We start from the raw sequence: 18145 nt of genomic DNA, 5'->3' as shown, positions 1-18145 counted from the left end.
ATAGCTTGATGACTCAAAACAGCCTCTCACCTTCCATGTCTGCAGATAAAGAGGCAACTCTCAAGAATGCATTTGCTGCGGCTGTTGCGGTTGCTGATCCACAAATCATTATTCCTCAATATTTATCTAAGATATTTCCAAGAGGGCAGGAGCCTAGGGGTAGATGCTTGGTGGTTGGCGCTGGCAAAGCCAGCGCCTCTATGGCAAGTGCTTTAGAGGTTTATGCAAAAGCGAATTGGCCACAGGCGACATTAGCAGGCGTCGTACTTACGCGCTATGGTCACAACTCACCAACTACATACATCAAAATTGTTGAGGCCGGGCATCCAGTGCCTGATCAGGCAGGAATGGATGGGGCAAAAGAGATTCTTGCGTTAACCAATCAGCTTGAGCAAGACGATGTTCTGATTGCCCTAGTCTCTGGTGGGGGCTCAAGCCTTCTTACTTTGCCGCAAGTGGGCATCTCGATTGATGACATGCGCAAGACTACCGAAGCGTTGTTGCGCAGTGGCGCCCCTATTGAGGAAATGAACGTAGTGCGCAAGCACTTATCTGCAATCTTAGGTGGGAATTTAGCTAGAGTCGCCATTGCTCGTGGCGCACATGTAGAGGCCTTATTAATTTCGGATGTCACGGGCGATTCGCCTGCAGATATTGCTAGTGGACCGTGCGCTGCAGATTACTCAACATATTTAGACGCGCTGAATATTTTGCAAAAATATGAATTGGATGAATCTGCTATTCCTGCGTCTGTTCTCAATCATCTCAAGCAAGGTTTATCGGGAGAAATACCTGAGACCTTAAAAGATTCTGATTTGATTAATGGTCAAGTATCGAATCATGTCATTGCAACTGCTTATAAAAGTCTAGAAGCCGCCGCTGATTATGTACGCACCCAAGGGTATGAGCCAATTATTTTGGGCGATACGATTACTGGTGAGGCGCAAGCAGTTGGTATTGAGCAGGCTGCCTTAGCGCGTGATTACGTAGCAAAGGGGATTGATAAGCCTATCGCCTTGATATCTGGGGGTGAATGCACCGTAACTATTCCAGCCGGGCTTAAGGGCCGAGGGGGGCGTTGTAGCGAATATCTGCTCTCCCTATTTGCTGCCACTTCTGATTTACCTAATATTGCAGCCTTAGCGGCCGATACCGATGGAATAGATGGCAGCGAAAGGAATGCTGGGGCTTGGTTTGATGGTGTCATTCGTCAATCTAGCTTGGATTCTGGGCTCGCACCAGAGAATTTCTTGTCAGTGCATGATTGTTATGGCTTCTTTGCAGAATTAGCTGCTTTAGTGGAAACTGGCCCTACACTTACAAATGTGAATGATTTCCGCATCATCTTGCTTGATAAATATGTCTAATACACCTTCTCAAATTCAGTTGACTCAGCCGGATGACTGGCACTTGCATATTCGCGATGGCGCAGTAATGAAAGATGTATTGGCAGATACTGCGCGTCAATTTGCACGCGCTATCATTATGCCGAATTTAAAACCACCAGTAACCACAGTGGATTTAGCGCAAGCTTACCAAGCTCGCATTGAATCCAATTTAAAGTCTTTGGGAGTGAGTGGCTTCACCCCCTTAATGACGCTCTATCTCACTGACAATACCTCTGCCAATGAAGTGCACAAGGCGAAGACCGCAGGTATTGCAGCGTTCAAGTTATACCCCGCAGGTGCAACCACCAATAGTGATGCTGGTGTTAGCGATCTGCAGCATTGTCATGCTGCATTAGAGGCTATGCAATCTGTTGGTATGCCGCTCTTGGTGCATGGTGAAGTAACCAGTACCGATATTGATATCTTTGATCGTGAAGCAGTATTTATTGATACGGTATTAGAGCCTCTGCGCAAAAAATTTCCTGAGTTGAAGATTGTGTTTGAACACATCACTACTAAGCAAGCAGCGCACTATGTGCGTGATGCAGACACGGGTGGAAAAAATACAATAGCAGCAACCATCACTCCTCAGCATTTGCTGATGAATCGCAATGCAATTTTTGCTGGCGGTATTCGTCCACACAATTATTGCTTGCCTGTGCTCAAGCGCGAAGAACATCGCGTTGCACTTTTAGAGGCTGCAACTAGTGGTAACTCGCGTTTCTTCTTGGGCACTGACAGCGCTCCGCATGCCAAGGGTGCTAAAGAGGCTGCCTGCGGTTGTGCTGGTTGCTATAGCGCCTTTAACGCTTTGGGTTTATATGCGGAAGCATTTGAGAGTGTTGGTAAGTTGGATCAGTTGGAAGGCTTCGCTAGTTTCTTTGGCCCAGACTTTTATTCTTTACCTCGCAATAGCAAAACAATTACCTTGGTCAAACAAGCGCAAAGTATTCCAGCGGAATTGCCATTAGGTGATGCCACCATCGTGCCGCTGCGTGCTGGCGAAACAATTGCTTGGTCACTCGTATAAAAAACTGAATTTCTGAAGTTCTTCACTTTCTTAGCCAAATTGTCCTGACTGCGTTAGACTGCAGGCGCAGAGTCAATTGGGCAATCGCCGCCTCTTTATCGAGGGGGAGGAAAGTCCGGACTCCATAGGGAAGGGTGATGGCTAACGGCCATCCACGGCGACGTGAGGAATAGGGCCACAGAGACGAGCGTATTTAGTTACGGTGAAACGCGGTAACCTCCACCTGGAGCAATCCCAAGTAAGCAGACGATGAGGCGTCCCGCTGAGTCTGCGGGTAGGGAGCTTGAGCCGTTAGGTAACTAACGGCCTAGAGGAATGATTGCCCCTAGATGCAAATCTAGGCGACAGAATCCGGCTTATCGATTGACTCTGCACTTATTCTGAGATGATTTCGACGCTGTAAGTCAGCTCTGCAGTTTTGGCCAACATCGTGGTGGCTGAGCAATACTTTTCATGCGAGAGCTTCACTGCGCGATCTACTTTTGACTGATCTAAGTCTTTTCCTGTGACTTTGAAGTGCAAATTGATTTTCGTGAAGACTTTGGGATCCTCGGTAGCGCGTTCCGCCTGTAGGACCACTTCGCAGCCACTGATGGCCTGACGAGCCCTTTGTAGGATTAAAACCACATCAAATGCTGAGCAACCACCAGCACCAGCCAAAAGGAGCTCCATGGGCCTTGGGGCTAGATTTCTGCCCCCAGCTTCAGGTGCTCCATCCATATTTACGAGGTGACCGCTGCCAGTTTCTGCGGAAAAGGCCATGCCGCCATTACCCAACCAACTTACTCGACATTCCATAGTAGTGACCCCTAACTTACTAATTTAATCAATATTTTCAATAGTTTATCAATCTTTTTGGCTTTTGATTAAGGTTTAAAAACAGCAATAAAGCGGTAAAAAATTGATTTTGGTCAATTTTCTTGCGTTGCACCATACTGTTTGTGTAGAATAACCATATTGGTAGTCAGTCTTGTATAAGACTGCGACTTACCTCCCAGTGTCTCCTCCACCCAAACATAGGTGGATTCCAACCCAGGACTCGTTCCTGGGTTTTTTTTGGGTTACAATTCAAGGCTTTACTGAATTACCGAGCCGGTCAGCGGTAATTTGTTGTACCAGTTAAATTGCAGAATCTGCGAGCTTGCAAACATAAGCAGGGCCAAGGTGGACGTAGTTTGGTTGGAGTAATTTTTTTTGACCATAACAATTTGAGAAATCATGAAAACTTTTTCTGCAAAATCCCATGAGGTAGTGCATGAATGGTTCGTGATTGACGCTACGGACAAAGTCCTCGGTCGTGTCGCCAGTGAAGTGGCACTCCGTCTACGCGGCAAGCACAAGCCTGAATACACCCCACACGTTGATACTGGCGACTTTATTGTCGTTATCAATTCTTCTAAGCTCCGTGTCACAGGCACAAAAGGCTTGAACAAAATTTATTACCGTCACAGCGGATACCCAGGTGGTATTAGCTCAACCAACTTCGATAAAATGCAAGATCGTTTCCCAGGTCGCGCTTTGGAGAAGGCTGTGAAGGGTATGTTGCCAAAAGGCCCACTAGGCTATGCCATGATTAAGAAATTAAAAGTCTACGGCGACGCCAATCATCCGCATGCGGCTCAACAGCCTAAAGCGTTAGAGATTTAAGGAAACCAAATGGCTATTAATTACGGAAATTGGAATTACGGTACTGGTCGCCGCAAGAGTTCTGTTGCGCGCGTATTCATTAAATCTGGCAAAGGCGACATCATTGTTAATGGTAAGCCTATCGATGCTTATTTTGCTCGTGAAACATCACGCATGATCGCTCGTCAGCCTTTGGCACTCACAGCCCACTTAACGACCTTTGATATCAAAGTAAACGTTTCTGGTGGCGGTGAAACTGGCCAAGCTGGTGCAGTTCGTCACGGTGTTACTCGTGCATTGATCGACTACGACAACGCTTTGAAGCCAACCCTGTCTAAAGCAGGCTTGGTTACTCGTGATGCTCGTGAAGTTGAGCGTAAAAAAGTTGGTCTGCACGGCGCACGTCGTCGTAAGCAGTTCAGCAAGCGCTAATTCTTTCAGTCGCTCAAGTTTTATCGAAAGGGTCGCGCAAGCGGCCCTTTTTGTTTCTACAATTGAGGTATTCCGAAGTTTTATTAGAAACTTCCTGTGATCGGCGTTTTGGAGAAAGACATGATTAAGGTAGGTATTGTTGGTGGTACTGGTTACACCGGAGTGGAGCTTCTGCGTTTATTAGCGCAGCATCCTGAGGTAGAACTCACTGCAATTACTTCTCGTACTGAAGCTGGCATGCCAGTAGCAGAAATGTTCCCTTCCTTGCGTGGTCGTGTTGATCTGAAATTTACGACACCCGATGAAGCCAAGCTCAATGAATGTGATGTAGTGTTCTTTGCGACGCCTCATGGTGTTGCGATGGCACAAGCAAAAGAATTGCTTGCGAATAATGTCAAGATTTTGGATCTGGCTGCGGACTTTCGTTTGAAGGATGTCAAAGAATTTGCCAAGTGGTACGGCATGGAGCATGGTTGCCCAGATATCTTGGCTGAGGCTGTTTATGGTTTACCAGAGATTAATCGTGATGCTATTAAAAAGGCGCGCGTAGTAGGTTTAGCAGGATGTTATCCAACCTCTGTGCAGCTTGGCCTTGCTCCTTTGCTCTCACCAAAATCAACTGGTGGCAAACATTTGATCGATGGCACGCACATCATCTCTGATTCTAAGTCGGGCACTTCTGGTGCTGGTCGCAAAGCCGAGATCGGTACCTTATTGTCAGAGGCCAGTGATAACTTTAAGGCGTATGGCGTTAAAGGACATCGTCATCTACCGGAGATTGAGCAGGGCTTAAAAGCCATTGCTGGTCACGATCAGATTGGATTGACCTTTGTGCCGCACCTAACGCCGATGATTAGAGGCATTCATTCGACCTTGTACGTGCGTTTGACTGATGCCGGCAAGGATGTTGACTACCAGAAGCTGTATGAAAATTTCTATAAAGATGAGCCGTTTGTGGATGTGATGCCTGCCGGCAGTCACCCAGAAACTCGTTCTGTTCGGGGTAGCAATGGCATTCGGATTGCAATCCATCGTCCAGGGGGCGGTGATACTTTAGTTATTTTGGTGGTTGAGGATAATTTGGTGAAGGGTGCTTCAGGCCAGGGAGTGCAGTGCATGAACTTGATGTTTGGCTTCCCTGAAACTACAGGACTTACCCAGATTGCTGTATCTCCTTAATTGCACAAGGAAAACCCCTTCAGCAAGCTGGGCATTAAAAGCCTAAAATAAGACATTGCCTTTTGAATTAGGAGTAAATCATGACCGAATTAGCGACAAAACCAGTAGAAGACTTGGCTGAACCACCAACCCCATTGGTGTTCACGGATAGTGCTGCTGCAAAAGTAGCTGACTTGATTGCTGAAGAAGGTAATCCAGAGTTGAAGTTGCGCGTATTCGTGCAGGGTGGTGGTTGTTCAGGTTTTCAGTATGGCTTCACATTTGATGATGCCGTGAATGAAGACGACACACTCTTTGAAAAAAATGGCGTTACCTTGTTGGTAGATTCGATGAGCTTCCAATATTTAGTTGGTGCTGAGATTGATTACAAGGAAGACATCAACGGTTCACAGTTTGTGATCAAGAACCCGAATGCGCAAACTACTTGCGGCTGCGGATCTTCTTTCTCTGCTTAAGAGATTGAGAAACTACGCTGGATAGCAAGCACCTAGAACTCTAGGACCTTTCGCTCCTGTAACGGCTGGCAAATTTGCTGGCCGTTTTTCTTTATGGGCCCAGGCAAGCCATGCAAAAGCAAGACCTTCCACCAGTTGTGGATCGATTCCAGCCGAAGCGCTAGTCGTAACTTCTAGAGGCTCTTTAAAAAAATTCTGCGACTTCACTTTGATCAAATGCATCAAGGCATGATTTCGAGCACCCCCGCCACAGACAATTAGCTTCTGGGTTTGCGGGGCATAATGTCCTAAAGCCTCAAGGGCGCAGTGTGCGGTCAAATGTAATAACGTCGCTTGTACATCCTCGCAAAGATAATTTTTATTCCCTAATTTTTCTTGCAACCAGTCAAGATGAAAGTCATCTCTGCCAGTGCTTTTGGGCGGAGCTTTTGCAAAGAAAGGGTCAGCTAACATTTTTTTCAATAGCGCTTCGTTAGCTTTACCTTGCAATGCCCAGTTGCCATTCTCATCAAATGCATTGCCTTGATGTTCATGTATCCAAGCATCCATCAGCATGTTTCCGGGGCCGCAATCAAAGCCAGTGACTTCGCCATTCTTTGGAAGAAGCGTGAAGTTGGCGATCCCGCCGATATTGAGAATGGCTAAATTCTTATCTTCTACAAATTGCTGCGCATGAAACGCTGGAACTAAAGGGGCACCATGACCACCAGCAGCTAAATCACGACTCCTAAAGTCTGCAATCACATCAATACCAGTCTTTTCTGCCAAGAGGGCTGGGTTTAATGTCTGATGGGTGTAAGCCATATCGCCAAGATGCGGTTGGTGACGAATGGTCTGGCCGTGCGCACCGATCGCAGTGATATCGGTGGCCTGCAGATTCGCTTTTTTGAGCAGCTGATTGACCGCATTTGCATAAGCGATAGCCAAGGTATTGCCAGCCTGTTTCTCTCGATGGAGCTCATTAGGGCCAGGGCTTTGAAGCTCAAATAGGGCCTTGCGTAGCTCTGGGCTAAAAGGGGTGCTCACAGCATCTAGGGCGCTTGTTTCCCCATTGGGTCCAATCTTGGCGAGAACGGCATCTATCCCATCTAGGCTGGTGCCAGACATCAGGCCGATGTAAAGAGAATGGGGTTTGTTCATGGAGCTCTCAGGAATGCGACAATTATGCTTTAGCAATTTAACTACTAATTTAACTGAATCAGCAAACCGAATCAGCATGACGGCCAAACCAGACCAAAAATATCCTTTGACCCCTGAAGTCTTTGCAGCGCTCGAAGTTACTAAGCGAGGTTGTGATGAGCTATTGGTTGAGGCGGACTGGGTCCAGAAGCTGGCCCGAAGCCAAGCCACCAATACCCCGCTCAGAATCAAACTGGGTTTAGATCCGACGGCGCCTGATATTCATCTGGGTCATACCGTTGTTTTAAATAAATTGCGTCAGTTGCAGGATCTAGGTCATACCGTTATTTTTTTGATCGGCGATTTCACTAGCATGATCGGCGATCCATCAGGTCGTAACGCTACACGCCCACCTCTGACTGCTGAAGAGATCGCTGTCAACGCCGAGACTTACTATCGTCAAGCAAGTATGGTCCTTGATCCTGCTAAAACTGAAGTGCGTTACAACAGTGAATGGTGTGATCCCTTAGGGGCACGTGGCATGATTCAGTTGGCCGCAAAACATACCGTGGCTCGTATGTTAGAGCGCGACGACTTCACTAAGCGCTATCGTAATGGCGTACCAATCTCTATTCATGAGTTTTTATATCCGTTAATGCAAGGCTATGACTCTGTTGCGCTCAAGAGTGATCTAGAGCTTGGTGGCACAGACCAAAAATTTAACCTCTTAGTTGGGCGCGAGCTCCAGCGTGAATATGGACAAGAGCCACAATGTATTTTGACAATGCCACTCCTGGTTGGTTTAGATGGCGTGGACAAGATGAGTAAGTCCAAAGGTAATTACATTGGTATCAGCGAGCCTGCTGGTGAGATGTTTGGCAAGCTTTTAAGCATCTCCGATGAATTGATGTGGGACTATTTCACATTGCTTTCTTTCCGTCCAATGGCTGAAATTGATCTCATGAAGCAGGAAGTTGCTGCGGGCCGCAATCCCAAAGACTGCAAGGTGTTGCTCGCACAAGAAATCGTTGCACGCTTTCATTCGCAGGCTGCCGCAGAAAAAGCTTTAGAGGACTTTAATCATCGCGCCAAAGGTGGTGTACCGGATGACATTCCAGAAGTCATTCTCTCTGGCGCCCCAATGCAAATTGCTAATCTTCTAAAGGCTGCCGGCTTGGCGCCATCAACCTCAGAAGCTAACCGTAATATTGAGCAAAACGGGGTGAAGATGGATGGCGTAACGATTGCCGATAAGCAACTAAAGGTTGAGGCTGGCACTTACGTTGTGCAAGTGGGCAAACGTAAGTTTGCTAAAGTGACCCTAGCTTAAATATCTAGGCTACCGCCGTGTGGCGTTAATCCAAAGTGTTCATAGGCTTGGCGGGTCGCAACCCTTCCTCTGGAGGTTCTCTGTAAGTAACCTTGCTGAATGAGGTAGGGCTCAAGAACATCTTCAATGGTGTCGCGTTCTTCGCCAATGGCTGCTGCTAGGTTATCAATACCCACTGGGCCACCATCAAACTTATGCAAGATCGCTTCAAGTAGTTTTCTATCCATCACATCAAAACCACTGGGATCGACATCCAACATTTTTAATGCGGCATCAGCCATAGCTTTGGTGATCGTGCCAGTGCCTTTGACTTCTGCATAGTCACGAACCCGACGTAGTAGTCGGTTAGCAATACGCGGAGTCCCGCGCGCACGCTTGGCGATTTCTGTGGAGCCATCTGGATCAATATCGGCTTTGAGCAAGCTGGCTGAGCGATTAATAATTTTAGTGAGCTCTTCTGTAGTGTAGAACTCGAGCCTGGCCACAATACCGAAGCGATCACGCAATGGATTGGTCAGCATGCCAGCACGAGTGGTAGCGCCAATCAGCGTAAAAGGCTTGAGGTCAATCTTCACGCTACGGGCTGCAGGCCCCTCACCAATCATGATGTCTAAGCTGTAGTCCTCAAGTGCGGGGTAGAGAATTTCTTCTACAACTGGGGATAAGCGATGAATTTCATCAATAAAGAGAACATCGTTTTCTTCTAAATTGGTGAGCAAGGCAGCAAGGTCGCCTGGCCTATCTAAAACTGGGCCGCTGGTTTGACGCAAGTTGACACCAAGCTCTCTGGCAATGATGTGGGCTAAAGTAGTTTTGCCAAGACCGGGTGGTCCAAACAGGAGAACGTGATCAAGAGCTTCTTTGCGAGCCCTCGTTGCACTAATAAAAATTTCCAGTTGGGCGCGCGCTTTCGCTTGGCCTACATACTCATCGAGTTGTTTAGGGCGCAGCGCTCTCTCAAAGACGGCTTCAGCATTACCTGCTGAGCCACTCACAATACGTTCATTTCCTTCTGGTAGATCATCGGGAATAGAGCTTAGGTCGTCTGTATGTATTGCCATACTTAAAGTTTAGATCCCTTTGGTATTAAGCTTTGGATAAATACTTCAAGCCCATGCGGATGCCATCTGACACAGAGGTATCGACTGGGATTTGCTTTAATGCCAAGAGCGCTTCTTTTTCTGAATAGCCCAGCGCTAAGAGTGCTTGCAACACTTCGCTGTTTGCCTCAATAGTTTGAGAATTGCCGCCCGCAATACCCAGATCAGGAGCTAACTTTCCTTTGAGTTCTAAGCACAGACGCTCAGCTGTTTTTTTGCCGATGCCTGGAACTTGGGTGAGACGTCCAGCTTCTTGCAGCGCAATGGCTTGAGCAAGTTCATTGACACTCATCCCTGATAGAACCGCCAATGCGGTGCGAGAGCCGACACCACTAATTTTAATGAGCTGTCTAAATGCCTCACGCTCAGTCTCAGTCGCAAACCCAAACAGTTGCTGCGCATCTTCGCGTACCTGAAAGTGGGTCAGTAAGGTAATTTTTTGACCTGCTTGAGGCAATTGATACAAAGTGCTCATAGGTACATCCACTTCATATCCAATGCCTTGGCAATCAACCAAGAGACGTGGAGGGTGTACCGAAACGAGAGTGCCTTGAATGCGACCAATCATGTAGAGATCTTAACCTGTGATGGGTATTTTTACTTGCTGCGCTTCTTAGAGGGTGATGCAGCAGCGGTGATGGCTTTTGGTATTTGCGCATGATGGGCGGCGCAGATAGCAACACCTAATGCATCAGAAGCATCCGTCCCAGGAGCGCGATTTAGTCTTAAAAGACGTTTCACCATTTCTTGTATCTGTGGCTTAGCAGCGCGTCCTGTGCCAACGATGGCTTGCTTCACCCGCAGGGCGCTGTACTCTGCTACTGGGAGTTTTTCAGAAACAAGGGCCGCGATCACGGCACCCCTTGCTTGCCCAAGCATGAGTGTCGAGCGCGGATTGACGTTTAAGAAAACCTCTTCAATCGCAGCAGATTCAGGTTGGTATGTCTCTAAAACTTCTTTAAGGCCAGCATAGAGCGCTCCTAGGCGCTCAGGCAAGCCCTTGGCTGGATTACCACTCTCAATCGTCCCCGAGGCTACGTAAGTCAGTTTTTGGCCATCGACATCGATGACGCCAAAACCAGTTGTCCGTAATCCTGGGTCGATTCCTATCCAGCGCATAAGTTTGTTGATTGCTTCCCGTTTGCTTAGTGACGGAAGTGACGGGTGCCAGTAAAGATCATGGCAATACCATGTTCATTTGCGGCTGCAATGATTTCATCATCCCGCATGCTGCCGCCCGGCTGAATCGCACAGCTAGCGCCACCATTGACGACCACATCCAAACCATCACGGAATGGGAAGAAGGCGTCACTTGCTACTGCTGAGCCTTTGAGGCTTAAGCCAGCATTTTCAGCTTTAATGCTGGCCATGCGTGCAGAATCCACACGGCTCATTTGGCCTGCGCCAATGCCCAGAGTCATGCCATTGGCGCAATACACAATAGCATTGGATTTCACAAACTTAGCAACACGCCATGCAAACATCATGTCATGCATTTCGCTTGGAGTCGGCAAACGTTTGCTAACAACACGCATTTCATTTTCGAGAACGTTTTTGGCATCAGGCGATTGCACTAGCAAGCCACCACCAACGCGTTTGAAATCAAACGTATTAAATGACGTGCCCAATGGAATCTCTAAGAGGCGCACATTTTGCTTGGCAGCAAAGATTGCTTTAGCTTCATCGCTAAAGCTAGGGGCAATTAATACTTCTACGAATTGCTTGGAGATCGCTTCTGCCGCTGCACCATCGCAAGGAACGTTAAAAGCAATAATGCCGCCAAAAGCTGAGCTAGGATCCGTTTTGAATGCTTTTTGATAGGCCTCAAGAGCACTTGCTCCAACAGCCACACCACAAGGATTAGCGTGCTTGATGATGACGCAAGCTGCAGCGCCACCGGCATTGCCAGTAAAGCTCTTCACGCATTCCCAGGCAGAGTCAGCATCCGCAATATTGTTGTAGGAAAGCTCTTTACCCTGTAACTGTTTGTAATTTGCAAGAGCGCCATCAACAGGGTAAATATCTTTGTAGAACGCCGCAGATTGATGTGGGTTCTCGCCGTAACGCATCTCTTGTACTTTTTCAAAAGCAAGGTGCAAAGTTTCGGGATAAGCAGAACGTGCTTTGTGATCTAGGTCGTCACCTAAAGCGGAAAGATAGTTTGCAATTGCGCCGTCATACTGAGCGGTATGCGCAAATACTTTTTTGGCTAAAGCTAAATTTGTCTTATAAGAAACAATATTCTTGTTAGCTTTCATTTCTGCCAATACTGGAGCGTAATCTTCTGGTGAAATTAAAACGGTAACGTCTTGATGGTTTTTTGCAGCAGCACGCAACATCGCAGGACCGCCAATATCAATATTTTCTACCGCATCTTCAAAGGAGCAGCTTTCCTTGGCAACAGTTTCATTAAATGGGTATAGGTTGATGACGAGCATATCGATGGTGTCGATGCCATGCTCTTTTAGTGCTGCCATATGCTCTGGAAAGTCTCTACGAGCTAATAAGCCACCATGAACCATGGGATGGAGGGTTTTTACACGACCATCAAGCATTTCTGGGAATTTGGTTAAGGAGGAGACCTCAACCACAGGCAAATTATTCTCAGCCAAGAGTTTTGCGGTGCCACCAGTAGAAATCAGCTTTACGCCTTGTTCGTGGAGGGATTTTGCAAAAGGCACGATGCCATTTTTATCGGAGACGGAAAGTAGAGCTGTACGGATCATAGTTTTCGGAGGGTGTAATTAAATAAAAAGGAGATGGCTTGAATGTTGAAATTTATTTCAGAAGTTGATGCTCAACGAGTTTCTTGTGAAGAGTATTGCGATTGATGCCAAGGTATTGGGCGGCCAAGGATTGATTGTGTTTTGCATGCTGCATCACGAGTTCCAACATTGGTTTTTCCACAACGGCCAATACCATTTGATAGATATCGGTCGGCGCTGTTCCCTTGAGGTCATTTAGATAGCCTTGCAACTGGGTTTCAATACATTCGGTAATCGGGTGCTTATTGGTCATAACAATCTATCAATACAAAACTAAAAATAAGAAATCAAAATAGGATCAGAACTACGCCGCCTCTAAAAATAACAAGCGGTCAGAATGGGATTTCATTTCGTCAAAATAATCATTGACCATTTGAAGTTGGGTCTTGCAGTCGTCGGCAGTATTCATGCGCTGACGGAAAGCATGCGAGTCACGTAAACCCTTGCAGTACCAGCCGATATGTTTACGGGCGGTACGAAGGCCGATGTGCTCCCCATAAAACTCATAGTGATCTAAGAGATGGGCATTCATGATGGCCTGAATCTCATTGATCTCTGGGGTTGGCAGCTTGCCACCAGTTTCAAGATAGTGGTGAATTTCACGAAAGATCCAAGGGCGACCTTGGGCAGCTCTGCCAATCATGATGGCATCAGCGCCGGTGGTCTTTAAAACTTGCTCAGCCTTTTCTGGACTATTGATATCGCCGTTGGCAACCACGGGAATAGCCACACTACTTTTGACTGCGGTGATCGTTTCATATTCGGCTTCACCGTGATACAAATCTGCTCTTGTGCGACCATGAACAGTGAGCATGGAGATGCCAGATTGCTCTGCAAGACGTGCAATCTCGATCGCATTCTTATGCTCACGATCCCAGCCAGTCCGAATTTTTAAAGTAACAGGTATTGCATTCGGCCCAGTGCCAACAGCATTTACAACTGCTTCGAGAATTTGCTGTACTAATGGTTCGTCGCGCAATAAAGCTGAGCCTGCAGCAACGTTGCAAACTTTTTTGGCAGGACAACCCATGTTGATGTCAATAATCTGTGCGCCATGATCTACGTTGATTTTTGCTGCAGTTGCCATCATTGCGGGATCAGCCCCGGCAATTTGAACTGCAATCGGTTTGAATTCACCAACATGGTTGGCCCGACGTTGGGTCTTTTCGCTTTTCCAAAGCAGGGCATTGGAGGCCACCATTTCAGAAACGGCATATCCGGCGCCTAATTTCTTGCAAAGCTGCCTAAATGGGCGATCCGTGACCCCTGCCATAGGGGCCACAAATAGTCTATTTGCGAGGAGGTGAGGGCCAATATTCATCAAAAAGGGGCTTGGGCGGAAAGCATGACACTTTAGCACAGATGACCCCAGATTTGCCTATTTTTTAGGCAGATTACTTGCTACAGATCAAATGGAGAATGTTCGTATCTGGAGGGCGATTAAGACCCCTTAGCGCCTGCCAAACATCATCTGGCGTGCTAAGGCTGTTTTAACTGGTGGAAGCCACTGGAGGGCCGATAAAGCCAATCCGCGGGCCATCACAATTGGGGCTAGATTGGAGGTGAATATCCGAGCCATGAAGTCCGTCAGTCCAATTGTGGTTGCTCTATCAGCTTTACGACTTTGAGCATATTCCTGAAGTGCATTTTGCACATCCGTTGGAGATTGGTTTTCTCGCGGCCCGGAAAATACGCCAACCAGTTTTTCTGCTAACAAAAATGCATCTCGTAATCCCAGATTTAAACCTTGGCCTGCGACTGGGTGCAACGTTTGGGCTGCATTACCGATCCAAACTTCATTGTCTTTAGTAATTTCTTTGCGATAGTTCAAGCCAAGCTCGTATAGACGACGATCTTGAATTTTTTGAAACCTTCCAATGCGTGAACCAAATTCATTTTGTAATTCATGCAAGAACTCTGCATCTGCCAGCTGTAAACGATGCTGTGACGATTCTGGCGAGCCGCACCAAACTAGATTTAATACATTGGCGCCATAGTGGCTTGGTAAAACCGCTAAAGGACCCTCGGCTGTAAAGCGTTCCCATGCTTGGTGGGGCTCTGCCTTTTCTACCTCAACCAATCCCACTAATGCTGACTGACCATAGTCGCGTCCTGACTCAACCCAATCCTGTTTTTTAAATAAACCACCTTCAGCATGCACAATGCATTTCGCATGGATCTGACTTTCTTCGGCGTCGTTCTGAATCTGCTCCCAAGTAAAGTTTGGACTTTTTGTTTGTAGAGCGCGTAAAGCTTTGCGAAGAGTGAGATGGATATCACGATAGCGAATAATGTGCCCAAGGGCGTCTTGATTGAGTTCTTCGCGCGTCATTAGTGCTCGGCCAAAGCGCCCTGCTTGTGAAACATGCACACGATGTATCGGAGCAGATTCTTTTGGCCATGCGTGAATCGTATCAAGCAACAGTTTGCTGCCGTGTGAGAGGGCAATTCCGCGGCTATCTGCTTGAGCTAAGTCATCATCGTTGACAGAATTGCGATCAAGCAATGTGATGTTTGCCTCAGGAAATTTTTGCAAGATCCAGGCTGCACAAGCAAGCCCAACAGGACCGCCGCCTTGAATCAAAATATCGCAATTAGATGAAGTCATTTCTAGATGAGCGCTCTTAAGCGTTTTTCATGAGCGCTTCAATCTCATCGGCTTTGACGGGCACGCCACGAGAAATCAATTCACATCCAGAATCATTGAGTACAGCGTCATCCTCAATGCGAATGCCGATATTCCAAAATGTTTCATCAATATCATCTGCGGGTCTGATATAGAGCCCGGGCTCAACAGTAATAACCATGCCGCTTTTCAAGATACGCCATGGCTTATCTGCGCAAGATGAATTTTGGCTAACTTCGCGATATGAACCTACATCATGCACATCCATGCCTAGCCAATGTGAGGTGCGGTGCATATAGAAGCGACGATAAGCGCCAGTTTCAATGGCGTTATCTAGAGAACCCAATTCTGAAAGTTTGAGTAGTTTTTCATCGAGCAAGCCTTGGGTAAGCACTGTCAATGCTGCCTCATGGGGTTGCATAAAAGTATTGCCGGGTTTTGTCATGGCAATTGCAGCTTCCTGTGCTGCTAAAGTGATTTCATATAGAGCGCGTTGCGGGCCGGTAAATTGGCCATTGACTGGAAAGGTGCGCGTGATATCGGATGCATAGCCATCTAATTCGCAGCCAGCATCAATCAAACAAAGTTCGCCGCTACGTAACTCGGTTGAGCCTGCACGATAGTGAAGGATGCAAGAATTTGCGCCGCCAGCAACAATGCTGTTGTATGCCACGCTCTGCGATCCGCTATTGCGGAACTCATGCAGCAATTCAGCTTCAAGTTGATATTCACGCATGCCAGGTTTGCAAATTTGCATTGCGCGAATATGGGCGCGAGCAGAGATGGCTGCTGCACGACGCATGATGTCGATTTCATGAGGGTCTTTAAATAAGCGCATTTCATGAATGAGTGCCTCAACATCATGAAATTCTGAAGGTGGGTTTACCCCTGAGCGCGCTTGACCTCGCACTTGTTTCATCCAATGACGCAAGCGCCTATCTGCTTCTGCACTTTCGGCAAGGCGGACGTAGACGGCATCTTGATCAGCCAATAAATCAGCTAACTTTCGATCTAACTCATGGTTGCTATGAGCATATTCAATTCCCAGCACTTTTGGCGCTGCTTCGGGCCCCAAACGGACGCCATCCCAGATTTCACGTTCAGGATCCTTAGGTCTGCAAAATAAGTGAGATTGAAGTTGGAAGCCTTTCCCACTGGATTCAATGTGCATCACTAGCGTAGCGCCTGGCTCATCAAAACCTGTTAAGTAATAAAAGTCGCTGTCATGACGATAAGGAAATTCGCTATCGCGGTTACGAGCAAGCTCAGGGGCAGTTGAGATGACAGCAATACCCCCGCCCGTCTTGGCAAAGATTTGTTCTGCTAATTTGTTTCTACGAACCTGATAAATATTCGTTTTATTCATACGCTGCGTTGAGCTCTTGTAAGCGTTGTGGTGTACCTACATCGTGCCATGGACCGAGATATTTTTCACCAGACACTTTATTTTGCTCCATTGCTGTCCTTAGTAATGGTGCAAGCTTCGCAGGCGCTCCAAATTCTAAGTCTTTAAAGAGGTCTTTGTGATAAATCCCAATTCCTGAAAAAGTGAGTTTTTTAGCGTCAGCAGAGCCAGTGCTTGTGACCGTGGAGCCTTGGAGGTAAAAATCACCTTCGGGGTGTTGAACGGGATTTGGGACCATCAATAAGTGAGCCAATGGTTTATTCGCATCCATTTGCATTTTGGCTGCAGTTTTCAGTATCTGGGCAATAGGCAGGTTTGGACTAAAGACATCTCCATTGATTACCAGGAAATAGTTTTCCGGCGCAATAAGAGGTAGCGCTTTGCAGATTCCGCCAGCCGTTTCTAGAGCGCTGACTTCTGCGGAGTATTGGATATTGAGACCAAATTGTTTGCCGTTGCCTAGGGCTGTTTCAATCTTCTCCCCTAACCAGGCATGGTTAATCACAACCTCTTGAATATTTGCTTTTGCTAGAGCCTCTAGATGCCATGCCAGCAACGATTTATTCTGAATGCTGAGCAGTGGTTTAGGTAGCGTATCTGTGAGTGGACGCATGCGCTCACCTCTACCAGCAGCAAGTAAAAAGCAGGGAATGGGATTGCGCTTACTCATCATGGTAGGTGACTATTCTTTATTGGAACGAGTAGATTCCAGAATTCGGGCCAAAGGCTTTAGTTCGATGTATCGATTCGCACAGGCAATTGCGTATTCAAGCACCAAAGGAATATCTTTAAGGTAACCATCTTTGCCATCACGATGAAAGAGTCTGGAGAAGATGCCAAGAACCTTAAGATGGCGCTGCAATCCCATCCATTCAAAATCACGATAGAACTGTCCAAAATCATCTGGCATAGGCAATCCAGCCTTACGTCCTTCCTCCCAAAACTTGATTACCCAGTCAATCACCCGTTCTTCTGGCCATGCAATATAAGCATCGCGCCACAATGAAGCAGCATCATAGGTGATGGGTCCGTATACCGCATCCTGGAAGTCGATTACTCCAGGATTATTTTTTTCAGTCAACATTAAATTTCGCGAATGGTAATCGCGATGAACATAGACTTTAGCTTGTGCCAAATTATTCTCAATAATGAGTGCAAACGATTTTTTTAATTGTTCTGTTTGTTGTTCATTGAGCTCAATGTGGAGATGTTTCTTTAAATACCATTCCGGAAATAAATCTAGCTCACGCTGTAAGAGTGCTTCGTCATAATTTGGTAAAACATTAGGCTTACTTGCCTGTTGCATTTGAACTAATGCATGAGTCGCATCTTTGTAAAGATGATCAGCAGTTTCATTATTCAGTTCGGCTAGATAGGTCTTTGTTCCTAAATCGTTCAATAGCAAGAAGCCTTCAGCAAGATTTTGCTCGAGGATTTTTGGCACATTTAAACCTGCCTCTGAGAGCAATAAATCAACCTTAATAAAGGTATCCAAAGGCTCATGTTGGGGCGGGGCATCCATAACAATCAAAGTCCCAAAATTGGGCATTTTTGACGCAATTCGAAAATAGCGCCGAAAGCTGGCATCAGCGGAGGCTGGCACCAAAGTGTCAAGATCTAATTGCCAGCTAGCTTCTAGGGCTTTTAGCCAGTTGCGGAGGGTGTTTAAGCGTGAGTCAGTCATGGTCGA

19 protein-coding genes and 1 other RNA gene are annotated in these 18145 nt (G+C 46.8%); 8 read left to right on the top strand and 12 right to left on the bottom strand.

Going from position 1 to position 18145, the window contains the following annotated elements; all coding sequences use genetic code 11:
- The first annotated feature begins 8 nt into the window (after positions 1 to 8).
- From ICV36_RS09275 to rnpB, 3 genes are all read left to right on the top strand, one after another.
- Positions 9 to 1367, top strand: a complete 1359-nt coding sequence (locus ICV36_RS09275) for a glycerate kinase (RefSeq protein ID WP_215400400.1) — start codon at positions 9 to 11, stop codon at positions 1365 to 1367.
- Complete coding sequence (gene pyrC, locus ICV36_RS09270) at positions 1360 to 2418, top strand: dihydroorotase (protein ID WP_215400399.1); 1059 nt, start codon at positions 1360 to 1362, stop codon at positions 2416 to 2418. The genes ICV36_RS09275 and pyrC overlap by 8 nt, the downstream gene beginning before the upstream one ends.
- Positions 2419 to 2486: 68 nt before the next feature.
- An RNA gene (gene rnpB, locus ICV36_RS09265) (RNase P RNA component class A) lies at positions 2487 to 2793 on the top strand.
- Here the strand turns inward: rnpB and ICV36_RS09260 are convergent.
- Positions 2794 to 3216 (bottom strand): OsmC family protein, encoded by a 423-nt coding sequence (locus ICV36_RS09260; RefSeq protein WP_215400398.1) that lies wholly within the window; start codon positions 3214 to 3216, stop codon positions 2794 to 2796.
- A 420-nt stretch (positions 3217 to 3636) separates the two neighbouring features.
- Here ICV36_RS09260 and rplM point away from each other — a divergent pair, with 420 nt between their 5' ends.
- From rplM to erpA, 4 genes are all read left to right on the top strand, one after another.
- Positions 3637 to 4065, top strand: coding sequence for a 50S ribosomal protein L13 (rplM, locus tag ICV36_RS09255; protein ID WP_011903721.1), 429 nt, complete (start codon positions 3637 to 3639; stop codon positions 4063 to 4065).
- A 9-nt stretch (positions 4066 to 4074) separates the two neighbouring features.
- A complete protein-coding gene (rpsI, locus tag ICV36_RS09250) occupies positions 4075 to 4476 on the top strand; it encodes a 30S ribosomal protein S9 (protein WP_011903720.1) in 402 nt (133 codons plus the stop codon).
- Between the two features lie 120 nt (positions 4477 to 4596).
- Positions 4597 to 5655 carry an N-acetyl-gamma-glutamyl-phosphate reductase gene (argC, locus tag ICV36_RS09245; RefSeq protein WP_215401624.1) on the top strand — a complete coding sequence of 353 codons (1059 nt, stop codon included), beginning with the start codon at positions 4597 to 4599 and terminating at the stop codon, positions 5653 to 5655.
- Positions 5656 to 5735: 80 nt separating this feature from the next.
- Complete coding sequence (gene erpA / locus ICV36_RS09240; protein ID WP_215360321.1) at positions 5736 to 6110, top strand: iron-sulfur cluster insertion protein ErpA; 375 nt, start codon at positions 5736 to 5738, stop codon at positions 6108 to 6110.
- 12 nt (positions 6111 to 6122) lie between these two features.
- On the opposite strand, the gene ICV36_RS09235 is transcribed toward erpA, so the two are convergent.
- A complete protein-coding gene (locus ICV36_RS09235; RefSeq protein WP_215400397.1) occupies positions 6123 to 7250 on the bottom strand; it encodes an anhydro-N-acetylmuramic acid kinase in 1128 nt (375 codons plus the stop codon).
- A 76-nt stretch (positions 7251 to 7326) separates the two neighbouring features.
- Here ICV36_RS09235 and tyrS point away from each other — a divergent pair, with 76 nt between their 5' ends.
- Positions 7327 to 8559 (top strand): tyrosine--tRNA ligase, encoded by a 1233-nt coding sequence (gene tyrS, locus ICV36_RS09230; protein ID WP_215400396.1) that lies wholly within the window; start codon positions 7327 to 7329, stop codon positions 8557 to 8559.
- Here the strand turns inward: tyrS and ruvB are convergent.
- The 10 genes from ruvB to ICV36_RS09180 all read right to left on the bottom strand — a co-directional run bounded on the left by ruvB (position 8556) and on the right by ICV36_RS09180 (position 18139).
- Positions 8556 to 9620 (bottom strand): Holliday junction branch migration DNA helicase RuvB, encoded by a 1065-nt coding sequence (gene ruvB, locus ICV36_RS09225; RefSeq protein WP_215400395.1) that lies wholly within the window; start codon positions 9618 to 9620, stop codon positions 8556 to 8558. The two genes, tyrS and ruvB, sit on opposite strands and share 4 nt — an antisense overlap.
- A 25-nt stretch (positions 9621 to 9645) precedes the next feature.
- Positions 9646 to 10227 carry a Holliday junction branch migration protein RuvA gene (gene ruvA / locus ICV36_RS09220; protein WP_215400394.1) on the bottom strand — a complete coding sequence of 194 codons (582 nt, stop codon included), beginning with the start codon at positions 10225 to 10227 and terminating at the stop codon, positions 9646 to 9648.
- 29 nt (positions 10228 to 10256) lie between these two features.
- The gene (gene ruvC, locus ICV36_RS09215; RefSeq protein WP_215400393.1) at positions 10257 to 10778 is read right to left on the bottom strand and encodes a crossover junction endodeoxyribonuclease RuvC; all 522 of its coding nucleotides are present in this window, start codon (positions 10776 to 10778) and stop codon (positions 10257 to 10259) included.
- A 26-nt stretch (positions 10779 to 10804) separates the two neighbouring features.
- Complete coding sequence (purH, locus tag ICV36_RS09210; protein ID WP_215400392.1) at positions 10805 to 12385, bottom strand: bifunctional phosphoribosylaminoimidazolecarboxamide formyltransferase/IMP cyclohydrolase; 1581 nt, start codon at positions 12383 to 12385, stop codon at positions 10805 to 10807.
- Between the two features lie 52 nt (positions 12386 to 12437).
- Positions 12438 to 12677 carry a helix-turn-helix domain-containing protein gene (locus ICV36_RS09205; protein WP_128112754.1) on the bottom strand — a complete coding sequence of 80 codons (240 nt, stop codon included), beginning with the start codon at positions 12675 to 12677 and terminating at the stop codon, positions 12438 to 12440.
- Between the two features lie 51 nt (positions 12678 to 12728).
- On the bottom strand, positions 12729 to 13745 hold the full coding sequence (gene dusB, locus ICV36_RS09200) for a tRNA dihydrouridine synthase DusB (RefSeq protein ID WP_371743199.1): 1017 nt from the start codon (positions 13743 to 13745) through the stop codon (positions 12729 to 12731).
- Positions 13746 to 13874: 129 nt separating this feature from the next.
- Positions 13875 to 15032, bottom strand: a complete 1158-nt coding sequence (locus ICV36_RS09195) for an FAD-dependent monooxygenase (protein WP_215400390.1) — start codon at positions 15030 to 15032, stop codon at positions 13875 to 13877.
- Between the two features lie 16 nt (positions 15033 to 15048).
- On the bottom strand, positions 15049 to 16416 hold the full coding sequence (locus tag ICV36_RS09190) for an aminopeptidase P N-terminal domain-containing protein (protein ID WP_215400389.1): 1368 nt from the start codon (positions 16414 to 16416) through the stop codon (positions 15049 to 15051).
- On the bottom strand, positions 16409 to 17125 hold the full coding sequence (gene murU, locus ICV36_RS09185) for an N-acetylmuramate alpha-1-phosphate uridylyltransferase MurU (protein ID WP_215401623.1): 717 nt from the start codon (positions 17123 to 17125) through the stop codon (positions 16409 to 16411). The genes ICV36_RS09190 and murU overlap by 8 nt, the downstream gene beginning before the upstream one ends.
- Before the next feature lie 12 nt (positions 17126 to 17137).
- Positions 17138 to 18139, bottom strand: coding sequence for an aminoglycoside phosphotransferase family protein (locus ICV36_RS09180; RefSeq protein ID WP_215400388.1), 1002 nt, complete (start codon positions 18137 to 18139; stop codon positions 17138 to 17140).
- Positions 18140 to 18145: the final 6 nt, after the last annotated feature.

Source organism: Polynucleobacter sp. MWH-UH35A, assembly GCF_018687075.1.
In the GTDB taxonomy this organism is placed as follows: Bacteria; Pseudomonadota; Gammaproteobacteria; order Burkholderiales; family Burkholderiaceae; genus Polynucleobacter.
Note: the sequence above shows the minus strand (reverse complement) of the source record. Positions and strands in the feature narration are given on the sequence as shown.

What these genes read in the sequence shown, in the direction of transcription:
- ICV36_RS09275 (WP_215400400.1), top strand. Translation starts at nt 9, where the DNA reads ATGACTCAAAACAGCCTCTCACCTTCCATGTCTGCAGATAAAGAGGCA.
- pyrC (WP_215400399.1), top strand. Translation starts at nt 1,360, where the DNA reads ATGTCTAATACACCTTCTCAAATTCAGTTGACTCAGCCGGATGACTGG.
- ICV36_RS09260 (WP_215400398.1), bottom strand. Translation starts at nt 3,216, where the DNA reads ATGGAATGTCGAGTAAGTTGGTTGGGTAATGGCGGCATGGCCTTTTCC.
- rplM (WP_011903721.1), top strand. Translation starts at nt 3,637, where the DNA reads ATGAAAACTTTTTCTGCAAAATCCCATGAGGTAGTGCATGAATGGTTC.
- rpsI (WP_011903720.1), top strand. Translation starts at nt 4,075, where the DNA reads ATGGCTATTAATTACGGAAATTGGAATTACGGTACTGGTCGCCGCAAG.
- argC (WP_215401624.1), top strand. Translation starts at nt 4,597, where the DNA reads ATGATTAAGGTAGGTATTGTTGGTGGTACTGGTTACACCGGAGTGGAG.
- erpA (WP_215360321.1), top strand. Translation starts at nt 5,736, where the DNA reads ATGACCGAATTAGCGACAAAACCAGTAGAAGACTTGGCTGAACCACCA.
- ICV36_RS09235 (WP_215400397.1), bottom strand. Translation starts at nt 7,250, where the DNA reads ATGAACAAACCCCATTCTCTTTACATCGGCCTGATGTCTGGCACCAGC.
- tyrS (WP_215400396.1), top strand. Translation starts at nt 7,327, where the DNA reads ATGACGGCCAAACCAGACCAAAAATATCCTTTGACCCCTGAAGTCTTT.
- ruvB (WP_215400395.1), bottom strand. Translation starts at nt 9,620, where the DNA reads ATGGCAATACATACAGACGACCTAAGCTCTATTCCCGATGATCTACCA.
- ruvA (WP_215400394.1), bottom strand. Translation starts at nt 10,227, where the DNA reads ATGATTGGTCGCATTCAAGGCACTCTCGTTTCGGTACACCCTCCACGT.
- ruvC (WP_215400393.1), bottom strand. Translation starts at nt 10,778, where the DNA reads ATGCGCTGGATAGGAATCGACCCAGGATTACGGACAACTGGTTTTGGC.
- purH (WP_215400392.1), bottom strand. Translation starts at nt 12,385, where the DNA reads ATGATCCGTACAGCTCTACTTTCCGTCTCCGATAAAAATGGCATCGTG.
- ICV36_RS09205 (WP_128112754.1), bottom strand. Translation starts at nt 12,677, where the DNA reads ATGACCAATAAGCACCCGATTACCGAATGTATTGAAACCCAGTTGCAA.
- dusB (WP_371743199.1), bottom strand. Translation starts at nt 13,745, where the DNA reads ATGAATATTGGCCCTCACCTCCTCGCAAATAGACTATTTGTGGCCCCT.
- ICV36_RS09195 (WP_215400390.1), bottom strand. Translation starts at nt 15,032, where the DNA reads ATGACTTCATCTAATTGCGATATTTTGATTCAAGGCGGCGGTCCTGTT.
- ICV36_RS09190 (WP_215400389.1), bottom strand. Translation starts at nt 16,416, where the DNA reads ATGAATAAAACGAATATTTATCAGGTTCGTAGAAACAAATTAGCAGAA.
- murU (WP_215401623.1), bottom strand. Translation starts at nt 17,125, where the DNA reads ATGAGTAAGCGCAATCCCATTCCCTGCTTTTTACTTGCTGCTGGTAGA.
- ICV36_RS09180 (WP_215400388.1), bottom strand. Translation starts at nt 18,139, where the DNA reads ATGACTGACTCACGCTTAAACACCCTCCGCAACTGGCTAAAAGCCCTA.